Raw genomic sequence first — 12,154 nt, 5'->3', positions numbered from 1 at the left:
CGATGGCACTGCAACCGGGTCCTTTTCGTTCCCCGCGGCTCGCCATGGTGGCCGGCGAGCCGTCCGGCGACCTGCTTGCAGCGTCGCTGCTCGACGGGCTGGCGAGTCGCCTGCCCGAGGGTACGCAGTACTACGGCATTGGCGGTCCGCGCATGACCGCAGCCGGCTTCGACGCGCACTGGCCACTGGAAAAGCTGACGGTGCGCGGCTATGTCGAAGTGCTCAAACACATCCCCGAAATTCTCGGCATCCGTAACGACCTGAAGCGCCAACTGCTCGCTGAACCGCCCGATGTGTTCATCGGCGTCGATGCGCCCGATTTCAACTTCAGCCTCGAACATGCCCTGCGAGACGCGGGCATTCCGACCATTCACTTCGTCTGTCCGTCGATCTGGGCGTGGCGCGGCGGCCGGATCAAGAAGATCGCCAAAGCCGTCGACCACATGCTGTGCGTGTTTCCATTCGAAACCGCACTGCTCGAAAAGGCCGGTGTTGCCGCGACGTACGTCGGCCATCCGCTTGCTGATGAAATCCCGCTCGAACCCGATACCGCTGGTGCGCGCCGCACACTCGGGCTGCCGGAAAGCGGGCCGGTGATCGCCGTGCTGCCGGGCAGCCGGCGCTCGGAAATCGATTTGATCGGCCCGACGTTCTTCGCGGCGATGGCACTGATGCAGCAGCGCGAACCGGGTGTGCGCTTCGTGATGCCAGCGGCTACGCCGACGCTGCGCGCGCAGTTGCAGCCGCTCGTCGATGCGCATCCGCAGCTTGCGCTGACGCTCACCGAAGGCCAGTCGCAACTGGCGATGACCGCGGCCGACGCGATTCTCGTCAAGAGCGGCACCGTGACGCTCGAAGCGGCGCTGTTGAAAAAACCGATGGTGATCTCGTACAAGGTGCCCTGGTTGACCGGGCAGATCATGCGTCGCCAGGGCTATCTGCCGTATGTCGGGCTGCCGAATATTCTGGCTGGCCGCTTCGTGGTGCCGGAAATCCTGCAGCACTTCGCGACACCCGAAGCGCTCGCCGACGCGACGCTACAGCAGCTGCGCGACGAAACGAACCGACGCACGCTGACGGAAATTTTCACGGAGATGCATCACGTGTTGAGGCAGAACACCGCGCAGCGTGCGGCAGAAGCCGTCGTGAGCGTGCTCGGCGCACGCAGGGTGTCGCGGTGACGGCTACCCGGCCTGCGCGCCGACGCTCCGCTACGGCAGCGGTCGCGGAGCAGAGTGGGCTCGCCTTCGACTCGCCTGACGAGCTGGTTTGCGGCGTCGACGAAGCAGGGCGCGGACCGCTCGCCGGGCCGGTGGTTGCGGCCGCAGTGATCCTCGATCCGCAGCATCGCATCCTCGGGCTCGACGATTCGAAGGTACTGAGCGCGAAAAAGCGCGAAGAGTTGTACGCCAAGATCGTCGAACACGCGCTGGCCTGGTGCGTCGCATCCGCCTCGGTCGAAGAAATCGATACGCTCAACATCCTGCACGCCACGATGCTCGCGATGAAGCGTGCCGTCGAAGGCCTGAAGATCGTACCCACGCTCGCGAAGATCGATGGCAATCGCTGTCCGGTGCTGAATGTGCGCAGCGAGGCGATTGTCGGCGGCGATGCGCTGGTGCCGAGCATTTCGGCGGCATCGATTCTGGCGAAGGTCACGCGCGACCGGATGCTGCTCGAGTTGCATCAAACTTTTCCGTACTACGGTTTCGATGCGCATGCTGGCTACGGCACGCCGCAGCATCTCGCGGCGCTGCGCGAGCATGGGCCGTGCGAGCATCACCGGCGCTCGTTTGCACCGGTGCGTGAAGCGCATCTGCGCTTCGGTGGCCGCGTTGTCGCGCCCGTCGCGGCGCAGGCGCCCGACGAAGCGCCTTTCTGATCCCGCCGCCATCGGCGGTTTTTCTATTCCTGTCGTTTCCTACCGTTTGCGCTGCCTGTGAAAGCCATCACGTCGCGGGACAATCCGCTCTACAAACGTCTGAAGACGCTGGCCGGTTCGACGCATCAGCAGCGCCGTAGTGGGCATGCGCTGCTCGAAGGGTTTCATCTCGCGAGTGCGTATCTCGACGTAGCCGGGCAGCCGGAAACCTGCATCGTGACCGAAGGCGCGCTGCATCACGTCGAAGCGCAGGCGATCGTTGGGCGGATCGATGAACAGCGCGTCGTGACGCTGCCGGACGCGTTATTCGGGCAACTGTCGAATGTCGTGAACGGGGTAGGGATGCTGCTGCTGGTCGAGCGGCTCGTTGCACCGTTGCCCGAGCGTGTGACACAGACCTGCGTTGTGCTCGACGGCGTGCAGGATGCAGGCAACGTCGGCTCGATCCTGCGCAGTGCGGCGGCGGCCGGCGTGGCCCATGTGTTCTGTGCGCCAGGTACCGCGTATGCTTGGTCGTCGAAGGTGCTGCGCTCGGGAATGGGCGCGCATTTCCTGCTGCAAATCCATGAAGATGTCGAGGCGCCGGCGCTGATCGAGCGGCTTGCAGTGCCTGCCGTGATGACCGATTCGCACGGTGCCGACGCGATCTATGACACGGACCTGTCGGGACCGCTTGCATGGGTGTTCGGCAATGAAGGGGCGGGTGTCTCGGCGCCGTGGCGCGATGCGCACACACGCCGCGTGACGATCCCTCAGCCGGGCGGTATGGAGTCGCTGAACGTTGCAGCGGCTGCCGCGATATGCCTGTTCGAGCAATGCCGGCAGCAGCGCGCTGTCTGAGTCATTGTTTGGGCGCTAGTACGCCGGTTTGTCGAGCTTGATTTCCTGCAGGATCGTCGTCGCGATTTCTTCGATCGACTTGTGCGTCGACGACAACCACTTGACGCTCTCGCGTCGCATCATCCCCTCCGCCTCATTGATCTCGTAGCGACAGTTTTCGAGCGCCGCGTACTTGCTGCCGGGCCGGCGCTCGTTGCGAATTTCCGAAAGCCGCTGCGGATCGATCGATAGCCCGAACATCTTCTGGCGGTGCGCCAGCAACGGTGTAGGCAGTTTGCCGCGCTCGAAGTCTTCGGGAATCAGCGGATAGTTGGCCGCCTTCACACCGTATTGCATCGCGAGGTACAGGCTCGTCGGTGTCTTGCCGCTGCGCGATACGCCCACGAGAATCACGTCCGCATCGGCGAGATTGCGGTTCGACTGGCCGTCGTCGTGTGCGAGCGAGAAGTTGATCGCCTCGATGCGGTTCTTGTATTCCTCGGTGTCGGCGTTCTGGTGGCCGCGGCCCATCGCGTGGCTCGACTTCAGCTCCAGTTCCTGTTCGAGCGGTTCGACGAAGGTCTGGAACATGTCGAGCACGAGCGCGTTCGAGCCTTTGACGATCTGGTTCGACGCGCTGTTGACGAGCGTCGTGAACACGATTGGCCGCCGCCCTTCAACCTGGCCCGCCTCGTTGATCTTTTCGAGCGTCGCATACGCCTTTTCCGTCGAGTCGACGAACGGCACGCGAACCAGGCGGAATTTCTGGTCGAACTGGGAGAGGATCGAATGCGCGAAGGTTTCGGCAGTGATCCCGGTACCGTCGGAGACGATGAATACGGTGGGCGGCATCGGCGGGTGGAAAAACGTAAATGCGTGTAAGCGCGCGGAATTTCGAGGCGCAATTCTCGTCCGACTGTCACATTTCAGGAGTCGGCACGGTAGAATAGCGGCAACTTGTTGGATAAGCAATTGCAGGCGAACCGCTGCCCATATTCGGCTAACACCGTTCTTTTTGCCGGTAATTTGCGCGGTTTGCTTCCAAAAGCGTCGAAATTTCCGTTTTTGTTGCGCTCCGGCCTCACTCGGGTCGTAGAGCAAAGCGATTGCTTCTCCAACAGGTTGTGCAAGGCGCGTCGACCGCTTCTTATAAGCGCACGCGTTCAAGCCCACTTGCGCAGCCGTGTATTTCTTCCACACTTAGGGGCTTGTATGACTAACGCTGTTAACGTCGCAAAGGATCAGGCGTATGTAATTCCGTTCGAGCAGTTGCGGATGACCGACGTGGAAATCGTCGGTGGCAAGAACGCGTCGCTTGGCGAGATGATCAGTCAGCTCGCGCAAGCAGGTGTGCGCGTGCCGACCGGTTTCGCGACCACCGCACTCGCTTTCCGCGATTTCCTGCATCACAACACACTGACCGAACGCATCGCCAAACGTCTCGAAACGCTCGATGTCGACGACGTGAAAGCGCTCGCCGAAGCGGGCAAGGAAATCCGTCAATGGATCGTCGACGCGCCGCTGCAACCGCGCCTCGAAGAGGAGATCCGCGTCGGTTTCGACACGCTCAAGCAAAGCTCGCCGGAAGAACTGTCGTTCGCGGTCCGCTCGTCGGCCACGGCGGAAGATCTGCCGGACGCTTCGTTCGCGGGCCAGCAGGAGAGCTATCTGAACGTCGTCGGTATCGAAGACGTGCTCGATCGTATGAAGCACGTGTTCGCGTCGCTGTACAACGACCGCGCGATTTCCTACCGCGTCCACAAGGGCTTCACGCACGCTGAAGTCGCGTTGTCGGCGGGTGTGCAGCGGATGGTTCGCTCGGACGTCGGTGCTGCCGGCGTGATGTTCACGCTCGACACCGAGTCCGGCTTCAAGGACGCCGTGTTCATCACGTCGAGCTACGGTCTCGGCGAGACGGTCGTGCAGGGCGCCGTGAATCCGGACGAGTTCTACGTCTTCAAGACCACGCTCGCGCAAGGCAAATACCCGATCATCCGTCGCTCGATCGGCTCGAAGCTGATCAAGATGGAATTCACGAAGGCCGGCGAAGCGGGCCGCGTGAAGACCGTCGATGTCGCACACGAACAGCGCAACCGTTTTTCGATCACTGATGAAGACGTGATCGAACTCGCGAAGTACGCGGTGATCATCGAGCAGCATTACCAGCGCCCGATGGATATCGAATGGGGCAAGGACGGCCGCGACGGCAAGATCTTCATCCTGCAGGCACGTCCTGAAACGGTGAAGAGCCAGGCCGCAGGCAAGGCTGAACAGCGCTTCAAGCTGAAGGGCCAGTCGCAGGTCATCGTCACCGGCCGCGCAATCGGCCAGAAGATTGGCGCGGGCCCCGTGCGCGTGATTCACGATCCGTCGGAGATGGAGCGTGTGCAGCCCGGCGACGTGCTGGTCGCGGACATGACCGACCCGAACTGGGAGCCGGTGATGAAGCGTGCATCGGCGATCGTCACGAATCGCGGTGGACGTACCTGCCACGCGGCGATCATCGCGCGCGAACTGGGTGTGCCGGCGGTGGTCGGTTGCGGCGATGCGACGGATCTGCTGAAGGACGGCGCGCTCGTCACCGTGTCGTGCGCGGAAGGCGATGAAGGCAAGATCTACGACGGCCTGCTCGAAACCGAAATCACCGAAGTTCAGCGCGGCGAGCTGCCGCCGATCCCGGTGAAGATCATGATGAACGTCGGCAATCCGCAACTCGCGTTCGATTTCTCGCACCTGCCTAACGCAGGCGTCGGTCTCGCGCGGCTCGAGTTCATCATCAACAACAACATCGGCGTTCACCCGAAGGCGATTCTCGAGTATCCGCACATCGATCAGGACCTGAAGAAAGCGGTCGAAAGCGTTGCGCGCGGTCACGCATCGCCGCGTGCGTTCTACGTCGACAAGCTGACCGAAGGGATTGCGACGATCGCGGCGGCGTTCTATCCGAAGCCCGTTATCGTGCGTCTGTCGGACTTCAAGTCGAACGAGTACAAGAAGCTGATCGGCGGTTCGCGTTACGAGCCGGACGAAGAAAATCCGATGCTCGGCTTCCGTGGCGCATCGCGTTACATCGCTGAAGACTTCGCCGAAGCGTTCCACATGGAATGCATCGCGTTGAAGAAGGTGCGCGAAGAAATGGGCCTCGACAACGTCGAGATCATGGTGCCGTTCGTGCGGACGCTGAAGCAGGCGGAACGCGTGGTTGGTCTGCTTGAGAAGTTCGGGCTGAAGCGCGGCGAGAAGGGCCTGCGCCTGATCATGATGTGCGAAGTGCCGTCGAACGCGATTCTTGCCGAAGAATTCCTGCAATTCTTCGACGGTTTCTCGATCGGTTCGAACGACCTGACGCAGCTGACGCTGGGCCTCGATCGCGACTCCGGCATGGAGCTGCTAGCCGTCGATTTCGACGAACGCGACCCGGCCGTCAAGTTCATGCTCAAACGTGCGATCGAAACCTGTCTGCGGCTGAACAAGTATGTCGGCATCTGCGGCCAGGGCCCGTCGGATCATCCGGACTTCGCGCAATGGCTGACCGATGAGGGCATCGCTTCGATCTCGCTGAATCCCGACACGATCATCGAAACGTGGCAGGCGCTGGCAAAGTCGAGTGCACGCTGAGTACGATCAGGTGATGAACTGTACGCGGCAAGATGTCGCGTAAGGCGACGGGCAGTAACACGCCGCCATTCACGACCACAAAATAAGATGTGGTTCGTGCTATAAACACCCCGGTAGAGCCGGGGTGTTTTGTTTTGGGAGACCGATGTGGAGATAGGCGCACTGTGGTGGTGGGGCGCAGCGGGCGCGCTCCTCGTGCTGGAGTTGCTGAGCGGCACGTTCTATCTGTTGATGATCGCGCTGGGCTGTGTGGCCGGCGCGCTGGCGCACTGGGCTGGCGCTGCGCCGCACTGGCAGTTCACGTGCGGGGCGGTGGTGGCGCTGGTCGCGGTGATCTTGCTGCGCCGCTCGCGTTTCGGCGGTCGACGTACACGTATCGATGCTGCTTCGAATCCGGATGTGAATCTCGACATCGGTGCCACAGTGACGGTCACCGAATGGCATGATCGCCGCGCGCGAACGAATTACCGCGGTGCGCAATGGGACGTCGAGCTTGCGCCGGGTGAGCCCGAAGACGCGCGGCTCTACGAGATCACTGCACTGCAAGGCAGCCGTCTGATCGTGGCGGCGCGAAAGCAGCCCGAACAGGTGTGATAGCAAGATTCGCCGGTGCAGCTGCGGCTTGCTGGCGAACCATTATTCGAACTACTGAGGTACAGCCATGAATTTGACCATCATCGGGGTAATCCTGCTGCTCATCGTCTTCACGCTCATCGCGAAGACCGTCAAGATCGTGCCGCAGCAGCATGCATGGGTACTCGAACGGGTCGGCCGCTATCACGGCACGCTGACGCCGGGTCTGAACATCGTGTTGCCGTTCATCGACCGGATCGCCTACAAGCACGTGCTCAAGGAGATTCCGCTCGAAGTGCCGAGCCAGGTGTGTATCACACGCGACAACACACAGCTGCAGGTAGATGGCGTGCTGTACTTCCAGGTCACCGATGCAATGAAGGCGTCGTACGGATCGAGCAATTTCGTGTTCGCGATCACGCAGCTGTCGCAGACCACGCTGCGCTCGGTCATCGGCAAGCTCGAACTCGACAAGACTTTCGAGGAACGCGATTTCATCAATCACAGCATCGTGTCGTCGCTGGACCAGGCGGCGGCGAACTGGGGCGTCAAGGTGTTGCGCTACGAGATCAAGGACCTGACGCCGCCGAAGGAAATTCTCCACGCGATGCAGGCGCAGATCACCGCCGAGCGTGAAAAGCGCGCGCTGATTGCGGCATCGGAAGGGCGTAAGCAGGAGCAGATCAATATCGCATCGGGCGGCCGGGAAGCGTCGATCCAGAAGTCCGAGGGCGAACGGCAGGCCGCGATCAATCAGGCCCAGGGTCAGGCGTCGGCGATTCTCGCGGTCGCCGAGGCGAATGCGCAGGCGATCCAGAAAATTGCGGCGGCGATCCAGTCGCAGGGCGGTATGGAAGCGGTGAACCTGAAGGTCGCGGAGCAGTACGTCAATGCGTTCGGCAATCTGGCGAAGCAGGGCAATACGCTGATCGTCCCCGGCAATCTCGCGGATATGAGCACGATGATCGCGTCGGCGCTGACCATTGTGAACAAGGGGAAGAGCACAGACGTGCGCTAACTGGCTACACGGTACGCGGCTGCGATTCAGCCGGTAGAAAGACAACGGGCCCGCATTTGCGGGCCCGTTTCATGATGGGGGGTTGTGCGGCCATAACGGCAACCGTGCCGCAGTGCGGCCGGCGGCAGACCCTCACGTCGGATTGCGCATCAGTCGCGCCCGTTCGCGTTCCCAGTCGCGCTTTTTCTCGGTATCGCGCTTGTCGTGCGTCTTCTTGCCCTTCGCCAGACCGACTTCGCATTTGACGCGGCCGCCCTTGTAGTGGAAGTTCAGCGGAACGAGCGTGTAGCCGCGCTGCTCGACCTTGCCGATCAGCTTGCTGATTTCTTCCGCATGCAGCAGCAGCTTGCGGGTGCGGACCGGGTCAGGGTGAATGTGGGTCGACGCTTCCGGCAATGGGCTGATGTGCGCGCCGATCAGGAACAGCTCGCCGTTACGGATCACCACGTAGCCTTCCCGGATCTGGCCGCGCCCGGCGCGCAGCGCCTTGACCTCCCATCCCTCGAGCACGAGCCCTGCTTCGTAGCGGTCTTCGATGAAGTAATCGAAGAAGGCTTTTCTGTTGTCAATGATGCTCATTAATGGAAAGTGCCTAACTCGTTTAAAATTGCGATTTTAGCAAAGCGGAGCCCGGAAAGGCCCGCCGCGCCAGCCCACCTCGCCGCGTGCTGTTCAATTTATGGCAGATGTCCAGAAAACCGTGTTGATTCGCCATTCGGCGGAACAGATGTTCGACCTCGTCACCGACGTCGCCGACTACCCCAATTTCCTTCCCTGGTGCGGCGGCGTCGACATTCGCCGCCAGGACGAGGGCGGCATGGAGGCGAGGATCGATATCAACTTCAAAGGCATCAAGCAGCATTTCGCGACCCGCAACACCCAGCAGCGGCCTACGCGGATCGATATGGAGTTCACCGACGGGCCGTTTCGGAAGTTTACCGGCTACTGGCGTTTTACACCGTTACGCGCCGACGCGTGCAAGATCGAGTTCGCACTGCACTACGAATTCGCGAACATCATCCTCGAAAAGATCATCGGCCCGGTATTCAGCCACATCGCGAACACCTTCGTCGAGTCTTTCGTGAAACGTGCCGATCAGCGGTACGGCAAGTCATGAGTACGTTGCTGTCCGTCGAGGTCTGCTATGCGCTGCCGCAGGCGCAGACGCTCGTGCCGGTCAGCCTGCCGGCCGGCTCGACGCTCGAGCAGGCCATTGCCGCGAGCGGCCTGCTGCAGCGGTATCCGGAGATCGATCTGACGAAGCAGAAGGTCGGCGTGTTCGGCAAATTGAAGCCGCTCGACGCCGTGCTGGCCGATCGCGACCGTGTCGAGATCTACCGGCCGCTTACCGTCGATCCGAAGACCGCGCGCCAGCGGCGGGTTGAGAAAACGCGTCGCGAAGGGTCGATCGAAGGGCGCAAGTGGTTGTCGAAGGATTCGCGTTAGGCCTTCGTGCCTGATCGCACGCGGGAACTCGGATTCAGTGGGCCTGCGCCTGCGCTTTGTCCTCAATCGAAGCGCCCTGTGAGCCGCTCCCCGCATGCTGGCGCACCGACCAGCTCACACCCGCCACCAGCAGAACGATTGCAGCCGCTTCCAGCGGGCGTGGCAGCCGGTGGTCATAGATAAACGCGTAGAGCAGGGCAAACAACGTCTCGAAGACGATCAACTGGCCGGATAGCGTGAGCGGGAGCCGCTTCGACGCTGCGTTCCAGAGCCCATTGCCGAGCCACGACGCGCCGATGGCGAGGCCGAGGTTGAGCAGCCAGAACAGGTGCCAGCGATCGGTTGCGAGCGGCACCTGGGCGCTGCTGGACGGCAACACGGCGATCGCGAGCCATAACCCCGCACCGAGCGCGCCCGTGACCACCCCCCATAGCACCGACCACTCGTTGCCGCTGAAATGCTCCAGACGCCTCAGGTAGCGTGCGTTTTCGCCGGCAAACCACGTCCAGCACGCGAGTGCGCCGGTCGCGCAGGCAAGTCCGGCGAGTTTGGCGCCGAGCCCGGTGCTGCCGGCCTCGGCGGCCGTGAAGACATCGACGTTGATGCACGCGATGCCTGCCACGACCATCGCCAGCGGCAATGCGAGCCGCGCAAGCGGCACAGCGCCCCGATCGTGCCGCCCCAGCAGCGTGACGGTAACCGGCAGCACGCCGACGATCAGCGAGGCCGGCGCAATGCCGACCAGATGCACGGCGCCCGTCAGCAGGATGTAGTAGAGCAGGTTGCCGATCAGCGCGAGCTTGATCAGCGCGATGAGATCGGCACGGGTGAGCCGGCGCAGCAGCGAGCGTGCCGCGGGCAGCGCGGCGACCAGTGACACGATGCCGTACATCGTGTAACGCCCCGCGCTCAGCAGTAGCGGCGAAAAATCGGCGAGCAGCCGCGGCACCAGAAAAACCATGCCCCATAACGCTCCGGCCATGACACCGTAGGCGACTCCGCGCTGCATTGACTGCTCCGACATAAACCGGCCGATAAGGAAGAACGATGGGGCGCAGGTTAGCGGCATGAGCGCGAAGGGTCTTGTTCAATCCTGCACTGCGGCGCTTTCGCTCTGTCCCCGATGGTTCTGCCGAGATCTGCCGTCAGCCGGAATCGCCGCCCTGTGCCCGAACGAGCAAACGAAACCCGATCGAACCGGCCGCGAACGGAGAAGCGAAATCGGAGCGTTGCGCACGAGCAAAAAAAGCCGGGAAAATCGCTAAGCTGCTGTTCGTGCAGTGAAAACCAGGGAGGTATCGCGTATAATCCACTTTTGCGCCTATAGGATTTGCCATGCGTCTGATCCAAAAAGCACTCACGTTCGATGACGTGCTCCTCGTCCCGGCCTTCTCCGATGTTCTGCCGCGCGACACCAGCCTCAAAACCCGGCTGACCCGCAACATCTCTCTGAATATGCCGCTGGTATCCGCCGCCATGGATACCGTCACCGAAGCCCGTCTTGCCATTGCGATGGCGCAAATGGGCGGTGTCGGCATCATCCACAAGAATCTGACGCCTGCCGAACAGGCTCGCGAAGTGGCGAAGGTGAAGCGTTTCGAATCGGGTGTCGTGCGTGATCCGATCACCGTGCCGCCGCAAATGAAGGTACGCGACGTGATCGCGCTGTCGCAGCAGCATGGCATCTCGGGTTTCCCGGTTGTCGAAGGCGCGCAACTCATCGGTATCGTTACCAACCGCGATCTGCGTTTCGAAACCCGCCTCGACGAGCCCGTCCGCACGATCATGACGCCGCGCGATCGCCTCGTTACCGTGAAAGAAGGCACGCCGCTCGCCGAAGCGAAAGCGCTGATGCATAGCCACCGGCTCGAACGTGTGCTGGTCATCAACGACGCATTCGAACTGCGCGGCCTGATGACCGTCAAGGACATCACCAAGCAGACCGAACACCCGGACGCCTGCAAGGACGAACACGGCAAGCTGCGCGCAGGCGCGGCTGTCGGTGTCGGCGAGGACAATGAAGAGCGCGTGTCGCTGCTCGTGCAGGCCGGTGTGGACGTGATCGTCGTCGATACCGCGCATGGACACAGCAAGGGCGTGCTCGAGCGTGTTCGCTGGGTGAAGAAGAATTTCCCGCACGTGGAAGTGATCGGCGGCAACATCGCGACTGCCGATGCGGCCAAGGCGCTCGTCGAATACGGCGCAGACGGCGTGAAGGTCGGTATCGGCCCGGGCTCGATCTGCACGACGCGGATCGTCGCTGGTGTGGGCGTTCCGCAGATCAGCGCGATTGCCAATGTGTCCGAAGCACTGAAGGGTTCAGGCGTGCCGGTTGTCGCAGACGGCGGCGTGCGTTTCTCGGGCGATGTCAGCAAGGCACTCGCAGCGGGCGCGAACTCGGTGATGATGGGCAGCATGTTCGCAGGCACCGAAGAATCACCTGGCGACGTGTTCCTGTATCAGGGCCGTCAGTACAAGTCGTATCGCGGCATGGGTTCGGTTGGTGCGATGAAGGACGGCGCTGCAGACCGCTACTTCCAGGACAACTCGGCGAACATCGACAAGCTCGTGCCGGAAGGCATCGAAGGCCGCGTCGCGTACAAGGGTTCGGTTGGCGCGATCCTGTTCCAGCTGATCGGCGGTGTGCGGGCGAGCATGGGTTATTGCGGTTGCCGCACGATCGACGAGTTGCACGACAAGGCCGAGTTTGTTCAGATCACCGCGGCCGGCATGCGCGAATCGCACGTGCACGACGTGCAGATCACGAAGGAAGCGCCCAACTACCACGTGGACTAACC

12 protein-coding genes are annotated in these 12,154 nt (G+C 62.0%); 9 read left to right on the top strand and 3 right to left on the bottom strand.

The features are described 5' to 3' along the window. Window positions 1-2 precede the first annotated feature (2 nt). The 3 genes from lpxB to BWP39_RS01700 are packed head-to-tail and all read left to right on the top strand — an operon-like array spanning window position 3 to window position 2,722. On the top strand, window positions 3-1,181 hold the full coding sequence (gene lpxB / locus BWP39_RS01710) for a lipid-A-disaccharide synthase (RefSeq protein WP_096716636.1): 1,179 nt from the start codon (window positions 3-5) through the stop codon (window positions 1,179-1,181). Then, window positions 1,178-1,882: a ribonuclease HII gene (gene rnhB, locus BWP39_RS01705; protein WP_096716635.1), complete on the top strand. Its 705-nt coding sequence runs from the start codon at window positions 1,178-1,180 to the stop codon at window positions 1,880-1,882. The genes lpxB and rnhB overlap by 4 nt, the downstream gene beginning before the upstream one ends. A gap of 57 nt (window positions 1,883-1,939) precedes the next feature. Continuing rightward, window positions 1,940-2,722, top strand: coding sequence for a TrmH family RNA methyltransferase (locus BWP39_RS01700; protein ID WP_096716634.1), 783 nt, complete (start codon window positions 1,940-1,942; stop codon window positions 2,720-2,722). 15 nt (window positions 2,723-2,737) lie between these two features. On the opposite strand, the gene ppsR is transcribed toward BWP39_RS01700, so the two are convergent. Next, window positions 2,738-3,553: a posphoenolpyruvate synthetase regulatory kinase/phosphorylase PpsR gene (ppsR, locus tag BWP39_RS01695; protein ID WP_091013804.1), complete on the bottom strand. Its 816-nt coding sequence runs from the start codon at window positions 3,551-3,553 to the stop codon at window positions 2,738-2,740. 360 nt (window positions 3,554-3,913) lie between these two features. Between ppsR and ppsA the strand changes: the two genes are divergently transcribed. The 3 genes from ppsA (at window position 3,914) to BWP39_RS01680 (ending at window position 7,910) form a co-directional block, all read left to right on the top strand. After that, window positions 3,914-6,319 carry a phosphoenolpyruvate synthase gene (ppsA, locus tag BWP39_RS01690; protein ID WP_096716633.1) on the top strand — a complete coding sequence of 802 codons (2,406 nt, stop codon included), beginning with the start codon at window positions 3,914-3,916 and terminating at the stop codon, window positions 6,317-6,319. 147 nt (window positions 6,320-6,466) lie between these two features. Beyond that, window positions 6,467-6,913 carry an NfeD family protein gene (locus BWP39_RS01685; protein ID WP_096716632.1) on the top strand — a complete coding sequence of 149 codons (447 nt, stop codon included), beginning with the start codon at window positions 6,467-6,469 and terminating at the stop codon, window positions 6,911-6,913. Window positions 6,914-6,980: 67 nt separating this feature from the next. Beyond that, a complete protein-coding gene (locus tag BWP39_RS01680) occupies window positions 6,981-7,910 on the top strand; it encodes an SPFH domain-containing protein (RefSeq protein ID WP_091013795.1) in 930 nt (309 codons plus the stop codon). Window positions 7,911-8,042: 132 nt separating this feature from the next. Here the strand turns inward: BWP39_RS01680 and smpB are convergent, their stop codons facing one another. Continuing rightward, on the bottom strand, window positions 8,043-8,489 hold the full coding sequence (gene smpB / locus BWP39_RS01675; protein ID WP_091013792.1) for an SsrA-binding protein SmpB: 447 nt from the start codon (window positions 8,487-8,489) through the stop codon (window positions 8,043-8,045). Between the two features lie 100 nt (window positions 8,490-8,589). On the opposite strand from smpB, the gene BWP39_RS01670 reads away from it, so the two are divergent. Both BWP39_RS01670 and BWP39_RS01665 read left to right on the top strand, forming a co-directional pair. Continuing rightward, window positions 8,590-9,027, top strand: coding sequence for a type II toxin-antitoxin system RatA family toxin (locus BWP39_RS01670; RefSeq protein ID WP_091013789.1), 438 nt, complete (start codon window positions 8,590-8,592; stop codon window positions 9,025-9,027). Then, window positions 9,024-9,356 (top strand): RnfH family protein, encoded by a 333-nt coding sequence (locus BWP39_RS01665; protein WP_096716631.1) that lies wholly within the window; start codon window positions 9,024-9,026, stop codon window positions 9,354-9,356. Before BWP39_RS01670 ends, BWP39_RS01665 begins: the two co-directional genes overlap by 4 nt. 34 nt (window positions 9,357-9,390) lie before the next feature. Here the strand turns inward: BWP39_RS01665 and BWP39_RS01660 are convergent, their stop codons facing one another. Next, on the bottom strand, window positions 9,391-10,365 hold the full coding sequence (locus BWP39_RS01660; RefSeq protein ID WP_096716630.1) for a DMT family transporter: 975 nt from the start codon (window positions 10,363-10,365) through the stop codon (window positions 9,391-9,393). Between the two features lie 326 nt (window positions 10,366-10,691). Here BWP39_RS01660 and guaB point away from each other — a divergent pair, with 326 nt between their 5' ends. After that, complete coding sequence (gene guaB / locus BWP39_RS01655; RefSeq protein WP_096716629.1) at window positions 10,692-12,152, top strand: IMP dehydrogenase; 1,461 nt, start codon at window positions 10,692-10,694, stop codon at window positions 12,150-12,152. The last annotated feature ends 2 nt before the right edge of the window (window positions 12,153-12,154 follow it).

The organism is Paraburkholderia acidicola, assembly GCF_002362315.1.
In the GTDB taxonomy this organism is placed as follows: Bacteria; Pseudomonadota; Gammaproteobacteria; order Burkholderiales; family Burkholderiaceae; genus Paraburkholderia; species Paraburkholderia acidicola.
The sequence above is the reverse complement of the archived record's forward strand: the minus strand, read 5'-3'. Positions and strand labels throughout refer to the sequence as shown.